The organism is Pantoea sp. Morm, from assembly GCF_016643525.1.
In the GTDB taxonomy this organism is placed as follows: Bacteria; Pseudomonadota; Gammaproteobacteria; order Enterobacterales; family Enterobacteriaceae; genus Pantoea; species Pantoea dispersa.
In genome coordinates this window covers 1-24,473 of record NZ_VOQX01000015.1, presented here as the reverse complement: position 1 = coordinate 24,473, position 24,473 = coordinate 1, and the positions used below count along the sequence as shown (strand labels likewise).

The following is a 24,473-nucleotide window of genomic DNA, read 5'->3' as shown; positions in this document are numbered from 1 at the left end:
TTGTATGGTCGCTGCGATCATTATTGGTGTATTTATTATTAGTGTGCTTTACGCCCACTCACGCGGCGTGGAAAAGCAAAAGTTTTCCCGTCAGTTATTTGATCACTCCACTTTTATGGCGCCGATCAATATGTTTATGACCGGGCTGTCGCGACTGCCGGCTAAACAGCCCTATTTTCCGGTTGAGGATTTTCCTGAGCTGCGTCAGCTGACCGATAACTGGCAGGTGATTCGCGATGAAGCCATTCGCCTGCAGGATCACATTAAAGCGGCGCAGACGCATAACGATGCCGGATTTAATACCTTCTTCAGGCGTGGCTGGAAGCGTTTCTATTTAAAATGGTATAGCGATGCGCATCCGTCAGCGCGCGAACTCTGTCCGGTAACCACCGAACTGGTGAGCAACATTCCCGGCGTTAAAGCGGCCATGTTTGCTGAACTGCCGCCGGGCAGCCATCTGGGCAAACACCGCGATCCTTATGCCGGTTCGGTGCGCTATCACCTCGGGCTGCAAACGCCCAACGACGATCGCTGCTTTATTGAAGTGGATCGTCAGCGCCACAGCTGGCGCGACGGTCAGGCGGTGATCTTCGACGAAACTTACGTGCACTGGGCGCAGAATGAAAGCGAGCAGACGCGTATCATCCTGTTTTGCGATATCGAGCGGCCAATGAAATGGCGCTGGGCGCAGGCGGTCAACCACTGGGTGGGCTCGACGCTAATGTCAGCAGCGGCATCGCCCAACGACGAAAACGATCGTACCGGCTTTCTCAACCGCATCTTCAAATACGTTTATGCGCTGCGCGATGCCGGTCAGAACCTGAAGAAACGTAATCGCCGGTTGTATTACTGGGTCAAACATGGACTGATTGTGGCGATTTTCGCGCTGATCATCGTGCCCAGCGTCTTCTTGTGATCCTTTCGTGCCGCTTAAAACGGCGGTTTAACAGTCAGTTAACCGCCGTTTCGCTTTGTTTCTCCTGCTAAATCCTCACGCTTTGCCACACTTACTCTTTGTAAGGAATTGTCGTATCAGACGAATAACCCCGAAGGAGGCGAACCGTGAGCTATCAATCTGTCGTGGAACTCAAGGCGCTGGCGCAGCGTAAACCCACTAAAGTGACCGTCGGTGAAACGGATATGGTGCTGATTCGCGACGGCGACCGCGTGCAGGCGCTGCAGGCAAAATGTCCGCACGCGGGCGCGCCGCTGGAGCAGGGCGCAGTGTGCGGCGACAAACTGGTGTGTCCGTGGCATAAGGCGGTGTTTGAGCTGCGCGATGGCAAAATGTGCGAGCCGCTGGCGCTGGCCAATCTCAAACGCTATCCGGTGCGCATTGAACAGGGGCAGGTGCTGATCAATCCGCAGGCGATGTCGCCGGCCAGTGCGCCGGTAGCTCAGGGTGAAGCGCCGGTGTGCGTGATTCTCGGCTCTGGCGCGGCGGGCAGTGCTGCGATCTGGACGCTGCGCGATGAAGGCTTTAGCGGCCGTATTGTGCGTATCGAGCGTGAAAGCGACGCACCTTACGATCGCACCACGCTGAGTAAATTTGTCCCTTCCGGCAAGATGGCCATCGATGAGGTACCAAAGCTGCTGAAACAGGATGTGCTGGGCCCGGTGGTGTGGCTGCAGGGGGAGGTGGTGCAGCTGAAAGCGCAGGAGCAGACGCTGGTGCTGAAAGACGGGCAGCAGGTGAAGTTTGACCAGTTGCTGATCGCGACCGGCGGCGTGCCGCAGCCGCTTGATATCCCGGGCAAGGATCTGGATGGCGTGCACCTGCTGCGTTCACTGCGCCAGGCCGACACGCTGATTTCGCAGGTGGATGAGGCGCAGCAGCTGGTGATTATCGGCAACAGTTTTATCGGTATGGAAGTGGCCGGTGCGCTGCGTAACCGCGACATAGATGTCACGGTGGTGGCGCGTCATCCGCTGCCGTTTGCCAGCCAGTTCGGCGAAGAGATTGGCCGTCATTTTTATGAGCTGCACCGCAGCAACGGCGTGAAGTTTGTCGAGGGTGAACCGGAAGCGCTGACCGGTGAAGGCGCAGTGAGTGGCGTGCGGCTCAAAGGTGGCAAAACCGTGCCAGCCAGCCAGGTGCTGTTTGCCACCGGCATTGTGCCGGCCACCCATTTTATTCACGACCTGCCCTTACAGAAGGATGGCAGCCTGCTGGCCGACAGTCAGCTGCGGGTCAGTGAAAACATCTGGGTCGCGGGGGATATTGCCAGCTATCTCACGCCGCGTGGCGTGCAGCGCATTGAGCACTATCGCGTGGCGCATCAGCAGGGGCGCATTGCCGCGCTGAATATGCTGGGCAAACGCATCATGTACGATCGCGTGCCGTTCTTCTGGACTGCGCATTACGGCACCCGCTATGAGTATCTGGGGCATGCAGAGGAGTGGGATGATTATCGCCTGCTGGGATCGCTGCAGGACAAACGCTTCATCGCTTTTTACTGCCAGCAGGGCATGATTGCGGCAGTGTGTTCAGCCGGCATGTATACGCTCACCGCCGCGCTGGTGCATGAGATGCAGCAGCCAATGACGCTGGAACAAGGCCTGGCGCTGTTTGAAGCGTATCAGGGTTAAGGTTCAAGTCCGCACCCAACAGTCCCCTCTCCCGCCTGCGGGAGAGGGTTAGGGTGAGGGGAAATCCGCACCATCACTGCTTACTCAGCGCCTCGGACTTCGCCATGCACTGCTGCATCGCGCCCATCACCGCAGCGCGGAAGCCTTTTTCTTCCAGCACCTTCACCGCTTCAATGGTGGTGCCGCCCGGTGAGCACACCATATCTTTCAGTTCGCCAGGATGTTTGCCGGTCTCCAGCACCATCTGGGCGGAACCTTTTACCGCCTGCGCCGCAAACTGATAAGCCTGCGCCCGCGGCATGCCGCCCAGCACGGCGGCATCAGCCATCGCTTCGATAAACATAAACACGTAAGCCGGTGCCGAGCCGCTGACACCCACCACGGCATGAATCAGATACTCGTTCACCACCGCCGCTTTGCCGAAGCTCTCAAAAATGGTCACCACCTCGTCCACTTCCTGCGGTTCCACCAGCACGTTCGGCGTAATAGAGGTCATGCCTTCGTTGACCAGCGACGGGGTATTCGGCATCACGCGGATGATTTTACGGTCGTGGCCGAGCACCGCCGCCAGCGAATCCAGCGTCACACCTGCAGCAATCGACACTACCAGCGCATCTTTCTTCAGCTGGCCAGCCAGATCCTTGAGCACTTTGAGAATCACGTTGGGTTTCACCGCGCCAAACAGAATGTCCACTTCACGGGCCAGACTCTCGACGCTTTCCGCCGCCGTCACGCCATACTGCTGCGCCATCGCCTGGTTGGTGTCGGGTTTTCGATCGTGCACCCAGATATTGGCCGGGGCGATCTGCCCGCTGTTCACCAGGCCGCTGATGATGGCTTTCGCCATATTGCCGCAGCCGACAAACCCGATTTTCTTCTCCAGCATCGCTTTATCCTTAACGTGGTTCGGTTTTCTCAGTGGGTTAGCTTACGTCAGCGGCGGTGAATAACAAGTCGCGCACAAATAACATTTGCCATTCGCGGCCAGCGCGGCAAGATCGCAGGCATTGCCCGTTAATAAGGATTAAACATGTCGATTTGGGTGGATGCCGATGCGTGTCCCAATGTCATCAAAGAGGTGCTGTATCGCGCCGCTGAGCGCACCAAAGTCACCGTGACCTTCGTCGCTAACCAACCGCTGCGCGTACCGCCGTCGCCGTTTCTGAAAACGCTGCAGGTAGCTGCCGGCTTTGACGTGGCCGATAACGAGATTGTGAAACGCGTGCAGCCGGGCGAGCTGGTGATTACCGGCGATATTCCGCTGGCAGCAGAAGTGCTGGAGAAAGGGGCGGCAGCGCTGAATCCGCGCGGGGAGCGTTACAGCAGCGATACCATTCGCCAGCGTCTGACCATGCGCGATTTTATGGAAACGATGCGCGCCAGCGGCATTCAGAGCGGCGGCCCGTCGGCATTAAGCCCACGAGACCGCCAGCAGTTTGCTAACGAACTGGATAAATGGTTACGTCAGCGTTAATCAGACGAAGCTGTCGTCGTCGTCAAAATCACCGCCGCTGCCGAAATCGTTGAAATCATTGTTATCGGCAAAGCTGTTGTTGTCCCAGCCTGAATTGTCATTCAGGAAGGCATTGTTGCTGTCATTGCCGTTGAAGGTGTCCAGATTATCATCCACCTGCGGCAGCGCCGGTTCGTTGATGATATTGACGATCTCTTCCGGCTGCGAATGGTGGAACAGGCTGGTAAGCATGTCCGCCATCACCACACCGCCGGCTACGCCGACAGCCGTTTGCAGTGCGCCACCCAGGAAACCGGTACCGCGCGCCGGTGCAGCATACTGCTGCTGAGGCGGTGCGGCATATTGTGGCTGTTGCGGTGCGCTGTTCCATGCAGGCTGTTGCGGCTGCGCCGGGCGTGAACCGCCGCCAAACAGGCTCGACAGGAAACCGCCGCTGCTTTGCTGCGGGGCCTGCTGCTGCGCCTGCGCCAGACGGCTCTCCAGCTCAGACACCTGCGCGTTGAGCTTTTTCATCGCCGCTTCCTGAATCAGGATCGCCTGCGCCATGTAGTAGGGCGCACCGGGCTGGCTCTGTAAATGCTGATTGATTAACTGTTCGGCACCGGCATCACGCGGGCCGCTCTGGCTTTCTGCCTGTTTCAGACGGCTGAACAGGCTTTCAATAAGTTGTTGTTCCTGGCTCTGCATGGTGAACCTCCGGTTAGGCATAGCGTGTTGTTCTTCAGGCGACCAACAGGACGTCCGTTGCCTGAACTATAAAGCGTATATGCGGGCTGCGTGACAGAAAGTAAATCAGCGGCCTGGTAAGCAAATGTTGCCCCGCGCTTACAAATCACCTGATGCACGAAATGCGCATCGTTTTTCCTTTTAAAATCATGAAAATGGCACTGGCTATCGCTGAAATACGCGTAATTCGTGCTTCGCGGCTGGCTGATAAAATAAAATCCAGGTATCATGCGACGCATTATTGACCTGATGACGTTGCCCGCGCGGCAGACTACGGCGGAGGATGAGCCCGGATGTCATTACCCATCTATCTGATCGGCGCACGCGGTTGCGGTAAAACCACCATTGGCCAGGCGCTGTCGCAAGCGCTGGGCTATGCCTTTCGTGACACCGACCACCACCTGCAGCTCACCACACAGCGTAGCGTGGCAGAGATTGTGGCAACGGAAGGCTGGGACAGCTTTCGCGCGCGTGAAAGTGAATCGCTGCGAGCGGTTACCGCGCCTGCCAGCGTAATCGCCACCGGCGGCGGCATGGTGCTGGCTGACGTCAATCGCCACTTCATGCGCGAGCATGGCCAGGTCATCTGGCTCAACGCGCCCTCTGGCGTGCTGGCCGATCGGCTGGAGCGTCAGCCGGAAGCGGCACAGCGTCCGACCCTGACCGGCCGGCCTATCGCGGAAGAGATGGAAGATATCCTGCGTGAACGCGCGCAGCTCTATCGTCAGGCCGCGCACCATGAAGTCAACGCGATGCAGGCGGCGGAGCAGGTGGTGGAACATATTCTGCAATCGCTGTCTCTCGCCCGCGCCAGCTAACTGTCTAAGAATTCTCCCTCTTTTTTACAGCGATCCTCGATTGTCTATACTGAATAGCAGGCAGAGGATCACCGCTGTCTGTGTGGAAACCTGACATAAGAGGGAAAACGATGCCAACCAGACCACCCTATCCGCGAGAAGCGCGCATTGTTGCCGTTGAAAAAGGGCAGGCGGGCAATACCGTCACCTGGTATGAATTACGGGCTGACCATCCACGTCCGGATACCTTAATTAGCGAACATAAATCGGAAGCGGAAGCGCAGGATGCCAAAGACCGCTATGAAGATGTGGAAAAAGAATAATCCCGGTGGGCAGGGATGCCCGCTTTAGCGTAATTACGTCCGGTCGCTAAATAGATTTTTTATTTTCCCTGATGCGCTAATTACGGCGATAAAAGCTGCCGTCTTTTCTGTTTAATCGCTCTCCTGCCTGATAACGTCTTTTTATTTTGCCTTTAGCCCTTATTTTCTGCTGCCTTAAATAGCCTGCGTTTTGTCCGGTGCAAAATTTGCGCTTGACCGATAAACCGTCGCGTTTTATTTTCGGGTTATCGATACAGGAACTCAGTTCCATATAGTGAAACCAGCGCCATGACCACACTCGAAAATGCCGCCGCCGTGCTTAAGCTGTTTCAGCGCTTTGGCGTGGCGCAGGGCCATCCCGGCCTGACCTTTACCGAGGTGGTGGAGGCGCTGGGGCTGCCGAAAAGTACCGTGTCGCGCCTGCTGGCGACCATGGAAAGCGAAGGCTTACTGGAGCGCGATCCCGACAGCCGCTGTTTTCAGATTGGCCGCGTGCTGTTGTCCGTTGCCGGGCATTATCTTTCGACACCGCTGATTGACAGCGCATCGGCGCCGATGGCGCGCCTGGCGGCCAGCAGCGGCTGCATGGGCTATATCTCGGTGCTGGACGGTGACGATGTGCTGGTGATGCGCATGTACCACGGTCGCTTCTTTACCCAGCTGGTGACGCCGCCTGGTACACGGGTGTCGGTTACCGGCACGTCGACCGGCCGCGTGCTGTTAGCGCAGCTGAGCGATGACGAGGTGCGCGCGCGCTTCAGCGATAACTGGCAAACCGCGTCGATCAATTCACCGCTGAATATCGATGCACTGTGCAAAGAGCTGGCGCTGATTCGTCAGCAGGGCTGGGCACTGGCCCGCAATGAAACGCTGCCTGGCATTAGCTCGCTTGCCGTAGCGGTAACCAATAAACACCGCGGTGAAAGTGCCGCACTGTGTCTCTCATTTCTTTCGCAGGAAGCGGCCCCGGGTTATCCGGAAGCGCTGCTCAGCGAATTGCGCGCAACGGCTGCACTGATGGCCGAAAAATACGGCGCAGCGTCCTGAATAAAACAGGACAACCCTAATTTGATTTCAAGGCGTAATACTTCGCGCCACACCGGGGAAATAGCAGGTCTTCGGACCTGCTTATTTCAATAATCAGGGAACGATGAATAAAACGTTGAGGTTCCGCGTGTCGGGCACAATGTCATTGCGCGTTTTCTACAGGGTGAAAATACGGGGATAATATGCGTCTGGATAATCCAATAAAAAATATTGGCGTGGGCCTGATGCTGGTTCTGCTGTCAGTTGCAGGGGCCATCATTGGGGTACAGCTGATCACAACTATTGGGGTAACGCCCAATACTTCCATTATCGGCGCGCTATTTGCCATGCTGCTGGCGCGCATTCCACTGCAGTGGTTTCGCCGCTACCGTTCGGTTGAAGTGCAAAACCTTGCACAGACCGCCATCTCTTCCGCCACCTTCGGCGCTGCCAATAGCCTGCTGATGCCGATTGCCGTGCCGTGGGCGCTGGGTGAGCCGCAGCTGGTGCTGCCGCTGTTTGTCGGCGTCAGCGCGGCAATGCTGCTGGATGCGTGGCTGCTGTATCGTCTGTTCGACACGCGCGTATTCCCGGCCAGCAATGCATGGCCACCGGGCGTGGCAGCGGCAGAAGCGATCAAAGCCGGTGATAAAGGCGGTCGCCAGGCCTGGCTGCTGGTGGCTGGAATCGTGGGCGGCGTCGCGGGCTCGATGCTGAAAATCCCGATGTCCGCCTTTGGTACGGCATTCATTGGCAATATCTGGGCGCTGACCATGCTCGGCATCGGCTTCCTGCTGCGTGCCTATGCGCAACCGGTTGCCGGTATTGATATTAATGCGCTGTACATTCCGCACGGCGTAATGGTTGGAGCCGGTCTGGTGGCGCTGATTCAGGTGGTGCAGGTGATTCGCAGCCGCCGTCACGACAACCTCAACGTCAGCCGCAGCGACACCGAAGTTAAACGCGCGCTCGGCCTGGGGACTGTCGGCTATATCGTGATCTCGGCACTGCTGGCGCTGGGCGGCGGGCTGTGGAGCGAAATGAGCCTGCCGATGCTGCTGCTGTTTATTATCTACGCGGCCTTTGCCGCCTTTGTGCATGAGCTGATTGTCGGCATCGCCGCCATGCACTCGGGCTGGTTCCCGGCCTTCGCGGTAGCGCTGATTACCCTGATCCTCGGCATTCTGCTCGGTTTCCCGCCGCTGGCGCTGTGCCTGCTGTGCGGTTTCACCGCGGCCACCGGTCCGGCCTTTGCTGATATGGGCTATGACCTGAAGGCCGGCTTTATTCTGCGCGGTAACGGGGCCGATGTGCAGCAGGAGCTGTGGGGCCGCCGCATCCAGCTGATCGCCGCGATGATCGCTTTCGTCATCGCAATCCCGGTGGTGTGGTATGCGCATAACCTGTTCTTTGTCGATAATCTGCTGCCGCCGGTGGCGCGCGTTTACGCCAAAACCATTCAGGCCGGCGCGGAGCCGGGCATTGCCGGTAGCCTGCTGATGTGGGCGATTCCGGGAGCGATTATTCAGCTGATCGGCGGGCCTAAGCGCCAGCTCGGCGTGCTGTTAGCCACCGGTCTGTTAATCAACAATGCCGCCGCAGGCTGGGCGGTGCTGGTCGGGATTGCGTTACGTGTCCTGATCCTGCGCGTGTGGGGCGAGCGTGGACGTTCACCGATGGAGGTGATGGCCGCTGGATTCATTGCGGGCGACGCGCTGTACAGCTTCTTCCACTCACTTTTTGCCAGTAGCAGTAAGAAATAATCCAGGGATTTAGCGATGAGTTTACAGCAGACACTACAGGTTTTTGAGTTACTCGACAGCGCCTACGTGGATGGCCAGCAGGTGGTCGATCTGTTCGCCGCCTATCCGGGCGTGCAAGCCAGCTTTAAGCGCGTCAGCGGGCCTAAAGGGCGCACCGATTTTGTGCGCATCGACATTCCGGGCGCCCAGGGCAAAAGCCGGGGCGGCAGCGCGCCGACGCTGGGGATCATTGGCCGTCTCGGCGGCATCGGTGCGCGCCCGACGCGCATCGGCATGGTGTCCGACGCCGACGGTGCGGTTGCTGCGGTGAGCAGCGCGCTGAAGCTGGCACAGATGCAGACCAAAGGCGACGTGCTGGCCGGCGACGTGATCGTAACCACGCATATTTGTCCGGATGCGCCGACCCGGCCGCACGAGCCGGTGGACTTCATGGATTCGCCGTGCGACGACATCACCATGAATGACAACGAAGTGGTTGCGGGCGTCGACGCGATTCTCTCTATCGATACCACTAAAGGAAACCGCATCCTCAACCATAAGGGCTATGCGCTGTCTCCCACGGTGAAAGAGGGCTACATCCTGCGCGTGTCGGAAGATCTGCTGCGCATCATGGAGATGACCAGCGGTCAGCCTGCGGTGACGTTCCCGATCACTACGCAGGACATCACCCCTTACGGCAACGGCGTGTATCACCTCAACAGCATCCTGCAACCGTCCACCGCCACCGATGTGCCAGTGGTGGGCGTCGCGATTTGTGCGCAATCCGTGGTGCCTGGCTGCGGCACCGGCGCCAGCCATGAAGTGGACATCGCGGCGACCGTGCGCTTTGCGGTGGAAGTGGCCAAAGAGTTTGGCCGTGAGACCTGCCAGTTTTATGACCCGCAGGAGTACGCGCTGCTGCTATCTTTGTATGGTAGCCTCAGCCACCTGCGCAGCCGGAAAGCCTGATGATGAAACCGTCGCTAGTAACCTTAACCATTGGCCAGTCACCGCGTAGCGATATTTTGCCGCTGCTGCAGGAGCATTTGCCCGCCGACGCCGTCGCGCATGCCGGTCTGCTGGATGGCCTGACGCTGGCTGAAGTGGAGCAGTTATACGCTCCCGCGCCGGGCGATAAAGTGCTGGTTTCGCGCATGAGCAGCGGCGAACAGGTACGGCTGGCGGCGGCCACTGTCGAACAGGGACTGCAGCGTAAAATTACCGCGCTGGAGCAGCAGGGTTACGACACCATTCTGCTGCTGTGTACCGGTGAGTTCGGCGCGCTAAAAACCACGTCGGCGCTGCTGCTGGAGCCGGATCGCATCATTCCGCCGCTGGTCAGCGCCATCGTACAGGCGCACAAAATCGGCATCGTGGTGCCGGTTGAGGAGCAGATCGCTGAGCAGGCCAGCAAATGGCGTAACCTGCAAAGCACGCCCTGTTTTGCCGTCGCCAGTCCATACCTGGCGCAGCAGAGCGAACTGATGGAAGCCGGACTGACCCTGCAGGAGCAGGGCGCTGATGTGGTGGTGCTCGACTGTATCGGTTATCACCAGAAACACCGCGATTTCCTGCAGAACATGCTGGGCATTCCGGTGCTGCTGTCGAATGTGCTGGTGGCGAAACTGGCGGCTGAACTGATCGTCTGATCGAGGCCGATCACAACTTGCGACGGGCGGCGCTAATTCGCGTGACAGATCAGCGAGTTCCCTTGTAATCTGCCGGTAACCCTAATGTGCTGTGAGGAAGTAACATGCTCAACGTAAGTGAGTATTTCGACGGAAAAGTGAAATCCATTGGTTTCGACAGCGTCACCATTGGCCGGGCCAGCGTTGGCGTGATGGCGGAAGGCGAATACACCTTTGGTACCGGCCAGCCGGAAGAGATGACGGTAGTGAGCGGCGCGCTGAAAGTGCTGCTGCCGGGCGAAGCCGAGTGGAAATGGTACGAAGCCGGATCGGTATTTAACGTGCCGGGCCACAGCGAATTCCACCTGCAGGTGGCGGAGCCAACGTCTTACCTGTGCCGCTATCTTTAAGCGTTAAAGCAGCATCCATGATCAACCGGTAATGCCTGTGCGGCGTTACCGGTTTTTTTTATGCGCCAGCATGAGGTGTGTGGGCTGCGGTCAGCATAAATGCTGACCCTACAGGTATGAATCAGCATATTTGCAGGGGCGCCATTCATGGCGACCGTTAAACACACCCGTACTATCCTTCCAGCCGGCGATGCCCGCTTAACGCTGCGCTTCGCCGCCTAACGCTTCCACCAGATTGCTGATCAATGCCGCCAGCTCACTGGTCATCAGAATGAAATCGGCATCAAAACGCTGGGCGAAATCATCGCGATCGATATCGTCATTCTGCTCGCGCAGCGTGTCGCTGAACTTCAGACGCTTCACCGAGGCGTCATCGGCGATCACCAGCTGAATACGCTCCTGCCAGTCGAGCGCCAGTTTGGTGACCACTTTACCGGCTTCGATGTGGGTGGCGATCTCGTCGGAAACCAGATCCTGCTTTTTACAGCGGATCACGCCGCCATCTTCCAGTATCGCCTTCAGCTCAGCCTCGTCCATCAGGGTGAAACCCGCCGGCAATTCACCGGAGCGCACCCATTCGGTCAGCGTCAGCTCGATCGGATTTTCCAGCGTCAGCGGCACCACCGGCAGCGAGCCGAGGCTCTTACGCAGTAACGCCAGCGTATCTTCCGCTTTCTTCGCGCTGGCGCAGTCGACGATGATCAGATTGTTGACGGTGTCGATCCACATAAAGGTCTGACTGAAACGGCTGAAGGCGCGCGGCAGCAGGCTGTGCAGCACTTCATCTTTCAGCGAATCCTTTTCGGTCTTTTTCAGCTTGCGGCTCTGTTCCGCTTCCAGCTTCTCAATTTTGGCTTCCAGCGCCTGCTTCACCACCGGCGACGGCAGAATTTTCTGCTCGGTGCGGGCGCAGATCACTATCTGACCGTTAATCACATGCGTCAGCGCTTCGCTGCGGTTGCCCATCGGCGAGACCCAGCCGGTTTTGGCCATGTCCTGGCTGCCGCACGGCGTGAAGGTGAAGGCGTCGAGCTGTTTTTCCAGATCGTCTGCGGACAGCGGGATGTCCCGATTCAGACGATAAACCATCATATTTTTAAACCACAACATCAGGATTCCTTACCGTGGGTGCGATCGGGCGCACAAGTCTAAAACAGTCAGCGCGCATGATAGCGAAACATCGGAGTGGTTTCATTGCCTTTCCCGATTCAGCCTTCTACTGTATCTGTCACCTGAACGAATAATGAGGAATAAATCGTGCGTATTGGTATTGATTTAGGCGGCACCAAGATTGAAGTGATTGCGCTGTCTGACCAGGGCGAGGAGCTGTTTCGCCACCGCGTGAATACCCCGCGTGACGACTACACCGCCACGGTGCAGGCGATTGTCGATTTAGTCCTGCTGGCGGAAGCGCAGACCGGGCAGCAGGGGACGGTCGGCATCGGCATTCCCGGCACGATTTCTCCTTATACCCAGCGGGTAAAAAATGCTAACTCGACGTGGCTCAACGGCCAGCCGCTGGACAAAGATTTGGCGCGTGCGCTGAATCGTGACGTGCGCATCGCCAACGACGCGAATTGCCTGGCAGTTTCCGAAGCGGTGGATGGCGCAGGCGCAGGCCAGCCGCTGGTGTTTGCGGTGATCATTGGCACCGGTTCCGGCGCAGGCGTGGCCATCAACGGTGAATCACGCATTGGCGGTAACGGTAACGCAGGCGAGTGGGGGCATAATCCGCTGCCGTGGATGGACGAAGACGAACTGCGCTATCGCGCGGAAGTGCCGTGCTACTGCGGGCTGCAGGGCTGTATTGAGACGTTTGTCTCCGGCACTGGCTTCGCCATTGATTATCAGCGTCTCAGCGGACAGGCGCTGAAGGGCGCGGAGATCATCCGGCTGATCGAACAGCAGGATCCGGTGGCCGAGCTGGCGATGAGCCGTTATGAAACGCGGCTGGCCAAATCGCTGGCGCAGGTGGTTAACCTGCTCGATCCGGATGTGATTGTGCTCGGCGGCGGCATGAGCAACAACGATCGGCTGTACCAGACGGTGCCGACGCTGATGAAGCAGTGGGTGTTTGGCCGCGAGTGCGAAACGCCGGTGCTGAAAGCGGTGCACGGTGACTCCAGCGGCGTACGCGGTGCCGCCTGGCTGTGGCCGGTGAAAGGGTAGCGTAACGACGCTTTATGCGTGCTTAACCCCTCTTCCAGCGGAAGAGGGGGCCGAAGCGGGTCAGTGTTGGCTTAACTGACCGGCGTGACACACGATATCGTGCGCATGCAGCACGGCTGGCCGGTTTTCATTCAGTCGGATGGCGGCATAAATATCGATATGCAGATTTTGCGCTTCATCGTCAGCCAGTGCGCGATAACACAACCCTTCCTGATGAAAGGTACATTTCGACTGCGGCATCAGGGCAAAGCCTTTTCCTCTGGCAATGTGTGTCAGCATAACCAGTGAATCATCCGGCTCTTTAACTCTTTTAAGCGGGGTGTGGAGCTGTGAAAACAAGCGTTCACATTTATCGTAGAACGACGGATTGGCGCTTCTGGCAAACCAGAACAGCGGTAAATCACCGATCGCTTCCAGCGAGACTTTTTCTTTCAGGCTGGCCGGATGTCTGGCCGGCATTGCTACCAGCAAAGGCTCACGACCGATCCACTGGTACTGAACGGTATCTTCGTGGCCGGTTGCTTTTTCGCCCGTCAGTACCAGGTCCAGGCGGTTTTTTGCCAGACACTGCAGCAACTGCGCAGACGTCAGATCGGGCGTTTCCACATCGTCGGCGGCGTCCAGTTTCAGCAGTTGCTGGTGAATGGGCGCAATCAGTGCAAAATTCAGCGTGCGGGTGAGGCCGATACGCAGGCGCTTTTCTGAAGAAAGCGAGCCAGGCTTGAGTTCATTCAGCGCCTGAAGGATCTTCTCCGCTTTGATTACCAGCGCCCGGCCAGCGTCCGTCAGACTGACGTCATGGGTGCTGCGGCTAAACAACGGCTGCTCCAGCACGGCCTCAAGGCGCTTAATCTGTCGGGTTAGCGGAGGCTGAGTCATTCTGAGCCGTTCGGCGGCCCGGCGAAAGTTCAGCTCGTGCGCAACCGCAAGAAAGCATTGAAGCTGTTTCACGCTGGGGAGATGGTTGCTGATCAGGTGCTCTGCCGTCGCCATAGAGTCCATCCGGGTAATCAAAGACGTTATTCTACCCCGCTAAAGATCAGCAGGATATGGGGTTAATCGGTCTGGACGCGCAGCAGGCTGGCGGCGCGACGTCAGAAAAAATAACCGGGCGTTACCCGGTTATGGCTTCAGGCATTAATGCTTTTCATCCCTTCCTGAGAATAGCGCTCGCCCCTGATCTCAATATGCTGGTGGATAGCGTTCAGTAAGGCGATATCTGCCTGCTCCAGCACGATATCGGCGGCCTGCGCATTTTCCGCCAGATAGCGGGTCTGTTTCGTTCCCGGAATGGGGATCAGCTTGTCGTACTGCGCCAGCAGCCAGGCCAGCGCAATCTGCCCTGGCGTGCAGCTGTACTTTTCAGCAAGCGGGTGCACCGCGTCAAGAAGCTGGGCATTATGGTCGAGGCTGGACTGGCTGAAGCGTTCATTATTTTTGCGGAAATCACCCTCAGCGAAGTCGCTGTTATGACGATACTTTCCGGTCAGAAACCCTCTGCCCAGCGGAGAGTAGGGAACTAAACCTATACCCAGCTCTTTCACCACCGGCAGAATCTCAGCTTCGATATCGCGCGTCCACAGTGAATATTCGGTTTGCAGGGCAGTGAGCGGGTGAATGGCATGGGCCCGGCGCAGGGTTGAAGCAGAAACTTCACACAGGCCAATGTGGTTGATCTTACCCGCTTTAACGAGGCGGCTCAGGCATTCCATGCTCTCTTCAATCGGCGTAACCTGGCTCACGCGGTGAAGATAGAACAGATCGATGCGCTCAACGCCAAGCCTTTTAAGCGATTCATTACAGCAGCGGGTGATGTAGTCAGGTTGGTTGTTAATCGTCCGGGCATAAGCCTGGTCCGCAGGGCGAACGATTCCGCACTTGGTGGCAATGTTAAACTGCTCACGCGTCGCGTTATCCAGACCGGCAAGAAAGTGGCCAATCAGCCGCTCATTATGGCCCCGCCCGTACATATCCGCGGTGTCGATAAACGTGATATTCAGGTCGATAAGCGTGTGTAACAGCTGCAGTGAAGCGTGGTCGTCTGTCTGGCCATAAAATTCGCTCAGTCCCATGGCACCATAGCTGATCGAACTGACAGTCAGGGTTTGCGATAAATGTCGGGTGTGCATAGTGGCTCCTTTTGTGGTTTTTTTGATTGTTGCACCCCGATTACGCGTAATGAATTGTCATTTTCGTCATGCAAAAAAGGTATCACAGCAGCAAGACCGGAGCGGTGCTGTGGTGGGATGGATTTATCACGTGGGGCAGAAAGAGACGGGTACACAAAGGGCTCTGTGTACCCGTCTCCGTTGCCTGAAGGGCAGGGGCAATGCGTTGCTTACTCGCCGACCAGCATGGAATCCTGCGGTGCGCGCTCGCGCTGGGCTTTGGTGGCGAGGAAGTAAAGGTAGCCGAGCACCATAATCGCCACAAACAATCCGCCGATTACCGGGTTAAACCACAGCATCGCCACCAGACACACCAGCGACAGCACCAGTGCGATGCCCGGAACCAACGGATAGCCCGGCGCACGGAAGCTGCGCTCCAGGTCCGGTGCGCTGCGGCGCAGCTTAAACAGGCTCAGCATACTCATCAGGTACATCACGATCGCGCCGAACACTGCCATGGTGATCATCGCCGCCGTCAGCGTCATGCCCTGCAGATTGATCAGTCCGTCGCTGTAAATGGCGGCGATACCGATGACACCGCCGGCGATGATGGCACGGTGCGGCGTCTGGAAGCGCGACAGCTTCGCCAGGCTGGGCGGCAGATAGCCCGCGCGCGCCAGGGCAAAGAACTGACGCGAGTAGCCAAGGATAATGCCGTGGAAACTGGCGACCAGGCCAAACAGGCCGATCCACACCAGCATATGCATCCAGTTAGAGTGCTCCCCGACGATCATCTTCATCGCCTGCGGCAGCGGATCGTTGATGTCCGACAGCTTGCGCCAGTCGCCCGCGCCGCCGGCCAGCAGCATCACGCCAATCGCCAGCACCACCAGGGTAAGAATGCCGCTGATGTAGGCTTTCGGGATAGTGCGCTTCGGATCTTTGGCTTCTTCGGCCGCCATGGCCGCGCCTTCAATGGCGAGGAAAAACCAGATAGCGAACGGGATGGCGGCAAAGATGCCGGACAGCGCTGGCATGCCAAAATGATCGCTGCCAGCCCAGCCGTTGGCGGCGAAGTTAGCGACGCTGAAACCCGGCGATACCACGCCCATGAACACCAGCAGCTCCAGCACTGCCAGCACCGTCACCACCAGTTCGAACATCGCGGCCAGCTTCACGCCGAGAATATTCAGTGCCATAAACAATAAATAAGCCCCGACTGCCGCCGTTTTGGGGTTGAGATCGGGATACTGCACGTTGAGGTAGGCGCCAATCGCCATGGCGATGGCCGGCGGGGCGAACACGAACTCAATCAGCGTCGCCAGACCGGCAATCAGACCACCGGTTTCGCCAAATGCCCGACGGCTGTAAGCGAACGGCCCGCCAGCGTGCGGAATCGCCGTGGTCAGTTCGGTAAAGCTAAAAATAAAGCAGGTATAAAGTGTGGCGATCAGCGCGGTGGTGATCAGGAATCCCAGCGTCCCGGCCACGCCCCAGCCATAGCTCCAGCCGAAATACTCACCGGAAATCACCAGTCCAACCGCAATACCCCATAAATGCAGGGTGCCCAGCGTGGGTTTTAGTTTGCCTGTCATCTTCATCTCCCCGTCATGCTTGTTGTGCGGCGTTGGCACCGCGCTATTGTGGGTTTGCGCTACAGTGAAGTGATAATGCCGCTGCCCGGGACGGGAAAACTTGACGCCGGCGCAGTGAGTTTTGTCCTCTGCGGTCAACTCGCTGCCAGAAAAAGCGCGGGCTGTACGCTGCGGTCAACTTTTGCTGTTCTGCGGTCAGGCAGTCAGGACGACCTCATCCCATGCTGATAACACTGGTTTATAGAGACTGATGCTGGAGAGTGATGAATGAGCGCCAAACAAGCCGAATCCCTGACCGATGCCGAGATCACCCTGCTGGCGCAACGTGCGCTGGCCTGCTATCCCGCCGCGCTGCACGGTGAGCTGCAATTACTGTGCCGTTCGGAGAACGCCACCTTTTTGCTGCGTGCCGGCGGCAAACGCTACGCGCTGCGCCTGCACCGGCCGGATTACCACAGCAAAGCGGATATTCTCAGTGAACTGATGTGGCTTGATGCGCTGCGCGAGACCGGCATCATGGTGCCGCAGGCGATTCCGGCGCGCGACGGTGAAAGCGTGCTGACGCTGACGCTGGCGGACGGCAGCACGCGTCATGCGGTGCTGTTCCACTGGATTGACGGCGAGATGCCGACCACCGACGTCGATCCCAAAGCCTTTCAGCAGCTCGGTACCATCACCGCGCGCCTGCATCAGCACAGCCGCAGCTGGCAGAAACCCGAAGGTTTTCAGCGCATTATCTGGGATCATCACACCATGGTCAGCGAGCACAGCCACTGGGGGCGCTGGCAGGATGCGCCGCATCTCGATCCGGCCGATCACGGCATTATCGCAGCGGCGGTGGAGCGCGCCGGGCAGGCGCTGGCGGAATTTGGTAAAGAGCGCGATCGCTACGGCCTGATCCACGCCGATCTGCGTCTGACCAATCTGCTGCTGCACAAAGGCGAAACCCGCGTGATCGACTTCGACGACTGCGGCATGGGCTGGTATCTGCACGATCTGGCGGCCGCGATCAGTTTCGTCGAGCACCATCCGCGTGCGGCGGAGTGGGTGGATAACTGGATCCTCGGCTATGAACGCGTGGCGCACATCAGTGATGCTGAGATGGCGCTGGTGCCGACGCTGCTGATTCAGCGTCGTATTCAGATGACGGCGTGGATGGGCACGCACGCCGATACCGAGATGGCGCTCAGCCTCGGGCCGCACTGGGCCAGCCATTCGGTGCGGCTGTGCCGTCGCTATCTTGAGAGCAGCCAGCTGCCGGTAGGCGCGTGACCTGCACCAGCAGAGGGCAGCGGCGCGCGCTGATGTGCTGATCGGGTGCCTGCGGATAGCGCGCGCTGGCGTTTACAGGCGCGCTGACGCAGGCGCGGTGACGCTGGTATGAAAATTGCTGGATCCCTTCATTCTGTTATCCGCGCGATCCCTGAGAGGTTCCCATGCAATCACTCATCTCTGCTGCTGATGCCTTCAGCGCGTTTGCCACACCCGCCAGCAACCGTGGCGTTCTGGCCGCGGCGGCGACCGGTCTGAGCGCCTTCATCACGGATAAAGGCGGCGATGTCGATCGCATCTTTGGCATCAGCGGTATCGATTCCGAACTGCTGGCCAGCCCGACACTGAGCCTCGGGCTGGTGAACTATTGCCGCGTGATGGAAGAAGCGGCGCGCCACTCCGGCTTTGATAACTTCGGTTTGCATTACGGCAGGCAGTTCAAACCGCAGTCATTAGGGTTAATTGGCTACATCGGACTGTGCTCGCCGACGCTGGAGCAGGCGCTGCACAATGTGGTGAACGCGTTTCCCTGGCACCAGCACGATACGCTGACGCGGCTGGTGGACAAGGGCGACTGCTGGCGGCTCGATTATCAGGTGCGCCACGGGGCGATCCTGGCACGCCGTCAGGATGCGGAGCTGACGCTCGGCATGTTCCTCAACCTGATTCGCCACGTGGCGGGCAAAAACTGGGCGCCGCGCGAGGTGCACTTTGAACATCCGCGTCCGGAGCAGTGGCACGAGCACTGCAAAGTGTTTGATGCGCCGGTCTGGTTCGATCAGCCGTTTAACTCGCTGCTGATCGCCAAACGCGACCTGCAGCGCGCCATGCCGGAGCAGGATGCGATGCTGCTGATGGTGATGCAGGATGCCATTCGCCGCCTCAACAGCAGCGCCAGCGTGCAGAGCATGGTCGAACAGGCGCGTTCACAGGTCAGCCTGACGCTGATTCAGGGCGAACCGGTACTGGAGGAGATCGCCGGCAAAATGGGGTTGTCGAGCTGGTCGCTGCAGCGACGCCTGCGCGAAGAGGGCATCAGCTTTAGCGCGCTGGTGGATAAGGTGCGCTGCGAAATGGCCACGCACTATCTGCAGCAAAGACAGCTGCCCATCTCGGAGATGGCGCTGCTGCTCGGTTATTCCGAGGTCAGCGCGTTTTCCCGCGCCTTCCGCCGCTGGTTCGGCATCAGCCCGCGCCAGTGGCGCCAGGATGGGCTGGTAAGTCAGGCCGGTGTGGCGCAAAGCCAAACCACGCTGGCTGGTCGCGCTGCGGCGGAGGCGGTAAGCCGCGCGACTGACCAATAAGTTGCCACGCACGCAAACACAGCGCTTCGTCGCCCTGGGTTTGCGTCACCGCGTAGCGCCCACTGTTCTGCCACTCCAGGCGCACCCAGCACTGCTGTCCGGCATAGCGCGCCGCATCGTGAAACTGTTTATTGAGCTGCTGCTGCAGTGCTTCACTCCAGTGGCAGGCGGCGCTGTCAGCATTGTCCTGCGGCTGGCACTGATTGGCCAGGCTGGGGGCTGGCGCGGACACCTGCTGGCAGGCGCTGAGCCCCACCATCATCACTAACCCACCTGATAGTCTCGCTAATCGATTAATTAAATTCATTAATAAGCCTGCATTTTCGCTAAAGATTCCTGGCGCTGCTGCCGACAGTCTACAGACCGCAGCAGGGAATGCTATGGCATTACTCTGACTGTCGGCATAACCAGAATTTGCCGCCTGGTGGCGGTGTTATCCCTTCCTTTATTCATGGACCAGAAATGCAGAAGAAATATGCCTTTGCGGCACTCTCCTTGTTAAGCGCCGCGCTGCTCAGTGGCTGTGCCACCGAGTCGTCGCGCGCCATCGACGCACCTCAGGTTCGCGCCGCAAGCCAGCCGGCTTATCAGGGCGTGCGCAGCCCAATCGCGGTGGGACAGTTTGATAACCGTTCGTCATACATGAATGGGATTTTCTCCGACGGCGTTGATCGTCTGGGCAACCAATCCAAAACCATTCTGATTACGCATCTGCAGCAGACCAATCGCTTCAACGTGCTGGATCGCAGCAACCTGAAAGAGTTGCAGCAGGAAGCCGACTTCAAACACAGCCAGCAGAACATCAAGGGCGCTAACTACATCATCACCGGTGACATCACCGAGTTCGGGCGCAAAGAAGTGGGCGACCAGCAGCTGTGGGGCATCCTCGGCCGCGGTAAAAGCCAGATCGCTTACGCCAAAGTGAACCTGAATGTGGTGGATGTGACCACTTCAGAAGTGGTGTATAGCGTGCAGGGCGCGGGTGAATACCAGCTGTCAGCGCGTGAGGTGATCGGCTTTGGCGGTACCGCCAGCTATGACTCTACCCTGAACGGCAAAGTGATGGATCTGGCGATCCGTGAAGCGGTCGACCACCTGGTGGATGGCATCAATAACGGCGCATGGCGCCCGGTGAAATAAGGATATTGACGATGAAATTACTGCAACTGAGCGCCGCGCTGATCGCGGCAGGCGTGCTGGCCGGCTGTGCGCCAAAAGGACCGGAGCCGATCTACTACTGGGGTGATTACCAGCAGCAGGTCTACAGCTATTACCAGAAAGACAGCGATCCGCAGAAGCAGATTGATGCGCTGAATCTGGATATCGAAAAGGCCAAAGCAGTGAACAAGCCGGTAGCACCGGGTCTGCACGCCCAGCTGGGCCTGCTGTACGCCAAAAACGGCAATACGGATAAAGCTTTCAGCCAGTTCGCCCTTGAGAAGCAGCTGTTTCCGGAATCGGCCCCGTACATGGACTTTCTGATGAAGAAAAAAGGAGTGAACCAATGAAAAAACTGATTGCCGTGTGCGGCGTATTCGCGGCGCTGCTGCTGACCGGCTGTGCCCAGAATAAGAAACCGTATGACTACAGCGCCTTCCGTGCCAGTAAGCCTGCGTCTATTCTGGTGCTGCCTGCCGATAACCGTGCGCCGGATATCAACGCGTCGCACAGCTTCACCTCGCTGGTGACCCAGCCGCTGGCGGAAGCGGGTTACTACGTGTTCCCGGTGGCGGTGGTGGAAGAGACCTTCCAGCAAAACGGCCTGAGCAACGGGCATGAAATTCAGGCGGTGAGCACGAAGCGTTTGCATGACATCTTCAACGCAGACAGCGCACTGTACATTTCGATTACCGATTACGGCAGCAGCTATCTGGTGGTTGATTCGGTGACCACGGTCTCGGCCACTGCCCGTCTGGTCGATCTGCGCAGCGGTAAAGAGCTGTGGCAGGGCATTGCCACCGCCAATGATTCTGAGAACAGCAACAACAGCAACGGCGGCATCATTGGCATGCTGGTGTCGGCGGCGATCAAACAGATTGCCAGCAACGCGGGCGACAAAGCGCACACCATTGCGGGTGTCACCAGCGCACGTCTGTTAGCGCAGAACGAGCAGGGTGGTCTGCTGGCCGGTCCGCGCTACAAAGCGCCGGTTACGCGTTAATCTACCTGGCGCGGCGATCGGCTGATCGCCGCGCCACTTCACGCATCACTCGCCCGGCAGCTCCAGTTTACTGTAGCCGAGCCCGTTCATTTTACGCACCCGGATCTGCACCGGGATGCGCTCTTTCATCGCTTCCACATGACTGATCACGCCGATGGTTTTCCCGCTGGCGTTAAGCGCATCGAGCGCATCCAGCGCGGTGTCCAGCGTTTCGGCATCCAGCGTGCCGAAGCCTTCGTCGAGAAACAGCGATTCAATGCGCGTTTTATGGCTGACCAAATCGGACAGCGCCAGCGCCAGCGCGAGGCTGACGAGGAAGCTCTCGCCGCCGGACAGCGTACGCGTGTCGCGCGTGGCATCGGCCTGCCAGGTATCCACCACTTCCAGCTCCAGCTCATCGCTGACGCGGCGCTGCAATAAATAGCGGCCGTGCAGGCGATCGAGCTGGCGGTTTGCCAGCCACACCAGATGATCGAGGGTTAAGCCCTGAGCAAAGCGGCGGAACTTGTCGCCTTTGGCCGACCCGATCAGATCGTTGAGGCGGCTCAGCTGTGCCAGTTCCGCTTCGTCAGCGGCGATCTGCGCCAGCAGCGTTTGCTGCTGCTGACGCTGCTGCGCATCGCTGTGCAACTGCTGCTGCGCTTCGCCCTGCTGGCGTGCATTGTCACCCAGCGCCACGCGCAGCTGCTCCAGCCGGGCGGCGATGGTGCCAGCATCGGCATCGCTGAGCGCGGCCGGGCGCTGCTGCTGGTGATCGCTCAGCCGCTGCGCCAGTCTGGCATGCAGCGCGGCGTGCTGCTGATGCTGCTGCTCCAGCGTTTGCAGCCGCTGGCGCAGCGTTTGCACCTCATCTTCCGCCAGCAGCGCGGCGCGCAGGGCGCTTTCGTCAGCGAAATCACTGAGCAGCAATGCCTGCCGGAAGGCGCTTTCGGCGTCCGCTGTGCGCTGCGCCAGCGTCTGCTGCTGGCTGACAATCTGTTCATACTGACCTTTCAGGCCGTGCAGCTCGCTTTGCGCCTGCTGCCAGCGCTGCAGCTGTTGCGCCAGCGCCTGGTCATGCTGTTGCAGCGTGGCGTGCTGCTGCTGACGCGCGTCCGCCACGCGCCGGTCGCCAAACAGCTGCTGGCGCTGCTGCTGCTGGGCCTGCTGCTGCTGTTGCAGGTGGTTAAGGGCTTGCTGCAGGCTGGCGACCTGCTGCTGTTCACGCGCCAGAGCGTGCTGCAGGCTGCTTCCTTCCGTTTCGCTTTTCGCCAGCTGCGGCTGTAGCTCAGCAAGTAACCGCTCACTTTCCTGCCACTGCTGCCAGCGCTGCTGCAGCGTTTGCAGCCAGCCGGCGCGCTCGGGCGCTGCAGGCAGGCTAAGTTGATGGGCAGCCAGCTGCTGTTCCAGCTGCTGCTGTTGCTGCTGCCATGCCTGCCGTTCACCGCTGACGCGCTGATCGATCTCATCCCGCTGCTGCCGGGCGCTGGCCAGCTGCTGCTGTGCCAGCTGTTGCTGCTGCTGATGTTGCTGCCAGCGCTGCTGCTGTTGCAGATGCGCGTCTTTGGCCTGCTGCAACGCGACGGCCGCCTGTTCACGCGCCTGCAACTGCTGCTGCTGGCGGGCTTCGAGCGCGTCCTGCTGCTGCTGCCAGGCGCTGAATTCTGCGTGCTGTTCAGCGCTGAAGGTAAGCGCCAGCTCACCGCACAGCGCCTGCCAGCGCTCGCGGGTGGCGGCGATCTGCTGGTCGAGATCGGCGATTTCCTGTTGCAGCGCCTGCTGTTGCTGCTGCGACAGTTTGAGCTGCTCGCCCCGCGCGGTGCCGGCTTCCCTGAGCTGCATCACGCGGCTCTCCAGCGCGGCCAGGCGCTGCTGACTTTCATCCGGCTGTAACTGCTGGTAGCGGTCGATGGCCGGATGCTGGCAGGAGCCGCACAGCGGGCAGGGCTGTTCCGGCTGCAGCCGGGCCCGCTCGTCGGCCAGCTGAATAATGGTGCGCTCCAGCTCGCACAGGCGACGCACATCCAGCAGCGTCTGATGCTCGCGCTTGTACTCCTCGCGCAGCTGCTGCAACGCCAGCGCTTCCTGCTCAGCATGCTGCTGTAACTGCTGCAGTTTAAGCTGACGCTGCTGGCGCTGCGGCTGGAGCGTTTGCCACTGTGCCGCCAGCAGGCTGAGCTGCTGACGTGCGCCGCGCTGCTGCTGATGCTGCGCCAGCGCCGTCCGCAGCGCCGGGCTGGCGATCTCCGCTTCCAGCGAAGTAAGCACCTGCTCCGCCTGCTGGCGCTGCTGCTGTGCCGCGGCTTCTGCCTGTTGCAGCGGCTGTGCCGCCTGTTCGCGCGCCTGTAGCGCCTGCTGCTGCTGTTCCAGCTGGCTTTGCAGTTGTTGCTGCTGCGCGCTGAGCTGCGTCAGCGTTTGCTCACGCTCTTCAAGCCGGGCGAGTTCGGCCTGCCAGCGCGCCAGTTCGCCGCCCCAGCGGGCGACAGCGGCTTCACTCAGGCGAAACGCCTGCTGCTGCGCCAGCTGCTGTTGTAAGCGTTCACTTGCCTGCTGATGCTGATCCAGCGCCTGCTGGCTGAGTAACAGCGTTTTTTGCTGTTCGCTCAGCAGCGCCTGCTGCTGCTCAAGCTGCTGTGCACGGCTGGCGATCTGCTGATCGAGCGGGATCACCTGTTCGCTCAGCAGCGTCTCCAGCTGTTGCTGTTCGGCCAGCGCGCGTTCACGTGCCTGCTGTGCGGCCTGATAGTGGCTTTCACCCTGCTGCAGCGCCGCTTGCGCCTGTTGCTGTTGCTGCTGTAACTGCTGCGCCTGCTGGTTCAGTGTCTGCTGGTCGCGCTGCAGCTGTTCGCGCTGCTGCAGTTTGTCGCGCAGCTTCTCCGCCGGTTCAGCACGCGCCAGCCGCTGGCGATCGCCTTCCGCCTGCTGCCAGGCCGTGGCGGCAGCCTGCAACGCCTGCTGCGCCTGCTGTTGCTCCGCGTTGAGCTGCTGCTGCTGCGTCAGCCACTGCTGCTGCTGCTGGGCCTGCGCCAGCTGCTCGCTCAGATCCTGTTCGGTGCGGGTCAGCTGCTCCAGCTGCTGCGCCAGTTCGGCGCGGCGGGCGTCGTCGAGCAACTGCACCGCACCGGCGCGGGCGCGCAGCGTGTCGAGTGCCGCGCGCGCCGTGCGCCAGC

The 24,473-nt window shown here is 59.3% G+C and carries 25 protein-coding genes; 16 read left to right on the top strand and 9 right to left on the bottom strand.

Features of this window, described 5'->3' with window-relative positions:
* The first annotated feature begins 4 nt into the window (after nt 1-4).
* Together lpxO and FT726_RS07660 are read left to right on the top strand one after the other, a co-directional pair.
* The gene (gene lpxO / locus FT726_RS07665) at nt 5-916 is read left to right on the top strand and encodes a lipid A hydroxylase LpxO (RefSeq protein WP_346302640.1); all 912 of its coding nucleotides are present in this window, start codon (nt 5-7) and stop codon (nt 914-916) included.
* 146 nt (nt 917-1,062) lie between these two features.
* The gene (locus tag FT726_RS07660; protein ID WP_058757987.1) at nt 1,063-2,589 is read left to right on the top strand and encodes an FAD-dependent oxidoreductase; all 1,527 of its coding nucleotides are present in this window, start codon (nt 1,063-1,065) and stop codon (nt 2,587-2,589) included.
* A 73-nt stretch (nt 2,590-2,662) separates the two neighbouring features.
* Here the strand turns inward: FT726_RS07660 and proC are convergent, their stop codons facing one another.
* Nucleotides 2,663-3,475, bottom strand: a complete 813-nt coding sequence (gene proC / locus FT726_RS07655) for a pyrroline-5-carboxylate reductase (RefSeq protein ID WP_021507232.1) — start codon at nt 3,473-3,475, stop codon at nt 2,663-2,665.
* Between the two features lie 144 nt (nt 3,476-3,619).
* Between proC and FT726_RS07650 the strand changes: the two genes are divergently transcribed.
* Nucleotides 3,620-4,063, top strand: a complete 444-nt coding sequence (locus FT726_RS07650; RefSeq protein ID WP_010616571.1) for a YaiI/YqxD family protein — start codon at nt 3,620-3,622, stop codon at nt 4,061-4,063.
* On the opposite strand, the gene FT726_RS07645 is transcribed toward FT726_RS07650, so the two are convergent.
* The gene (locus tag FT726_RS07645; protein ID WP_058775202.1) at nt 4,064-4,750 is read right to left on the bottom strand and encodes a DUF2076 domain-containing protein; all 687 of its coding nucleotides are present in this window, start codon (nt 4,748-4,750) and stop codon (nt 4,064-4,066) included.
* Nucleotides 4,751-5,082: 332 nt separating this feature from the next.
* Between FT726_RS07645 and aroL the strand changes: the two genes are divergently transcribed.
* The gene (gene aroL / locus FT726_RS07640; RefSeq protein ID WP_346302639.1) at nt 5,083-5,607 is read left to right on the top strand and encodes a shikimate kinase AroL; all 525 of its coding nucleotides are present in this window, start codon (nt 5,083-5,085) and stop codon (nt 5,605-5,607) included.
* 110 nt (nt 5,608-5,717) lie between these two features.
* Nucleotides 5,718-5,909: a YaiA family protein gene (locus FT726_RS07635; protein ID WP_021507229.1), complete on the top strand. Its 192-nt coding sequence runs from the start codon at nt 5,718-5,720 to the stop codon at nt 5,907-5,909.
* Nucleotides 5,910-5,985: 76 nt separating this feature from the next.
* Here FT726_RS07635 and FT726_RS07630 read toward each other — a convergent pair whose 3' ends face one another.
* Nucleotides 5,986-6,180, bottom strand: coding sequence for a hypothetical protein (locus tag FT726_RS07630; protein WP_346302638.1), 195 nt, complete (start codon nt 6,178-6,180; stop codon nt 5,986-5,988).
* Between the two features lie 17 nt (nt 6,181-6,197).
* Here FT726_RS07630 and FT726_RS07625 point away from each other — a divergent pair, with 17 nt between their 5' ends.
* The 5 genes from FT726_RS07625 (at nt 6,198) to ppnP (ending at nt 10,715) form a co-directional block, all read left to right on the top strand.
* Nucleotides 6,198-6,956, top strand: coding sequence for an IclR family transcriptional regulator (locus FT726_RS07625; protein WP_058757986.1), 759 nt, complete (start codon nt 6,198-6,200; stop codon nt 6,954-6,956).
* 182 nt (nt 6,957-7,138) lie between these two features.
* Nucleotides 7,139-8,698, top strand: a complete 1,560-nt coding sequence (locus tag FT726_RS07620) for an OPT/YSL family transporter (protein WP_288421439.1) — start codon at nt 7,139-7,141, stop codon at nt 8,696-8,698.
* A gap of 15 nt (nt 8,699-8,713) precedes the next feature.
* Nucleotides 8,714-9,646: a DUF1177 domain-containing protein gene (locus FT726_RS07615; RefSeq protein WP_021507226.1), complete on the top strand. Its 933-nt coding sequence runs from the start codon at nt 8,714-8,716 to the stop codon at nt 9,644-9,646.
* 2 nt (nt 9,647-9,648) lie between these two features.
* Nucleotides 9,649-10,326 carry an AroM family protein gene (locus tag FT726_RS07610; protein ID WP_152391567.1) on the top strand — a complete coding sequence of 226 codons (678 nt, stop codon included), beginning with the start codon at nt 9,649-9,651 and terminating at the stop codon, nt 10,324-10,326.
* 104 nt (nt 10,327-10,430) lie between these two features.
* On the top strand, nt 10,431-10,715 hold the full coding sequence (gene ppnP / locus FT726_RS07605; protein ID WP_010616577.1) for a pyrimidine/purine nucleoside phosphorylase: 285 nt from the start codon (nt 10,431-10,433) through the stop codon (nt 10,713-10,715).
* 198 nt (nt 10,716-10,913) lie between these two features.
* Here ppnP and rdgC read toward each other — a convergent pair whose 3' ends face one another.
* Nucleotides 10,914-11,825 carry a recombination-associated protein RdgC gene (gene rdgC, locus FT726_RS07600; protein ID WP_021507129.1) on the bottom strand — a complete coding sequence of 304 codons (912 nt, stop codon included), beginning with the start codon at nt 11,823-11,825 and terminating at the stop codon, nt 10,914-10,916.
* 147 nt (nt 11,826-11,972) lie between these two features.
* Between rdgC and mak the strand changes: the two genes are divergently transcribed.
* A complete protein-coding gene (mak, locus tag FT726_RS07595; protein WP_058781197.1) occupies nt 11,973-12,884 on the top strand; it encodes a fructokinase in 912 nt (303 codons plus the stop codon).
* A 60-nt stretch (nt 12,885-12,944) separates the two neighbouring features.
* Here mak and FT726_RS07590 read toward each other — a convergent pair whose 3' ends face one another.
* From FT726_RS07590 to eat, 3 genes are all read right to left on the bottom strand, one after another.
* Complete coding sequence (locus FT726_RS07590; protein WP_288421444.1) at nt 12,945-13,877, bottom strand: LysR family transcriptional regulator; 933 nt, start codon at nt 13,875-13,877, stop codon at nt 12,945-12,947.
* Nucleotides 13,878-14,014: 137 nt separating this feature from the next.
* Nucleotides 14,015-15,013 (bottom strand): aldo/keto reductase, encoded by a 999-nt coding sequence (locus FT726_RS07585; protein WP_346302637.1) that lies wholly within the window; start codon nt 15,011-15,013, stop codon nt 14,015-14,017.
* A 209-nt stretch (nt 15,014-15,222) separates the two neighbouring features.
* Nucleotides 15,223-16,587: an ethanolamine permease gene (eat, locus tag FT726_RS07580; protein ID WP_058758051.1), complete on the bottom strand. Its 1,365-nt coding sequence runs from the start codon at nt 16,585-16,587 to the stop codon at nt 15,223-15,225.
* A gap of 267 nt (nt 16,588-16,854) precedes the next feature.
* Here eat and FT726_RS07575 point away from each other — a divergent pair, with 267 nt between their 5' ends.
* Nucleotides 16,855-17,859: a phosphotransferase enzyme family protein gene (locus tag FT726_RS07575; RefSeq protein WP_058757981.1), complete on the top strand. Its 1,005-nt coding sequence runs from the start codon at nt 16,855-16,857 to the stop codon at nt 17,857-17,859.
* Nucleotides 17,860-18,023: 164 nt separating this feature from the next.
* Nucleotides 18,024-19,163 (top strand): AraC family transcriptional regulator, encoded by a 1,140-nt coding sequence (locus tag FT726_RS07570; RefSeq protein ID WP_346302636.1) that lies wholly within the window; start codon nt 18,024-18,026, stop codon nt 19,161-19,163.
* On the opposite strand, the gene FT726_RS07565 is transcribed toward FT726_RS07570, so the two are convergent.
* Nucleotides 19,045-19,425, bottom strand: a complete 381-nt coding sequence (locus FT726_RS07565; protein ID WP_227746428.1) for a cell envelope integrity TolA C-terminal domain-containing protein — start codon at nt 19,423-19,425, stop codon at nt 19,045-19,047. The genes FT726_RS07570 and FT726_RS07565 overlap by 119 nt on opposite strands.
* A gap of 200 nt (nt 19,426-19,625) precedes the next feature.
* Between FT726_RS07565 and FT726_RS07560 the strand changes: the two genes are divergently transcribed.
* The 3 genes from FT726_RS07560 to FT726_RS07550 are packed head-to-tail and all read left to right on the top strand — an operon-like array spanning nt 19,626 to nt 21,324.
* The gene (locus FT726_RS07560; RefSeq protein ID WP_021507138.1) at nt 19,626-20,303 is read left to right on the top strand and encodes a CsgG/HfaB family protein; all 678 of its coding nucleotides are present in this window, start codon (nt 19,626-19,628) and stop codon (nt 20,301-20,303) included.
* Nucleotides 20,304-20,314: 11 nt separating this feature from the next.
* Nucleotides 20,315-20,671 (top strand): DUF4810 domain-containing protein, encoded by a 357-nt coding sequence (locus tag FT726_RS07555; protein ID WP_021507139.1) that lies wholly within the window; start codon nt 20,315-20,317, stop codon nt 20,669-20,671.
* Nucleotides 20,668-21,324 carry a DUF799 domain-containing protein gene (locus tag FT726_RS07550; protein ID WP_262264350.1) on the top strand — a complete coding sequence of 219 codons (657 nt, stop codon included), beginning with the start codon at nt 20,668-20,670 and terminating at the stop codon, nt 21,322-21,324. Before FT726_RS07555 ends, FT726_RS07550 begins: the two co-directional genes overlap by 4 nt.
* A 45-nt stretch (nt 21,325-21,369) precedes the next feature.
* Here the strand turns inward: FT726_RS07550 and FT726_RS07545 are convergent.
* Nucleotides 21,370-24,473 (bottom strand): SbcC/MukB-like Walker B domain-containing protein (locus FT726_RS07545; RefSeq protein ID WP_346302635.1); only part of this gene is annotated, 3,104 nt, incomplete at its 5' end.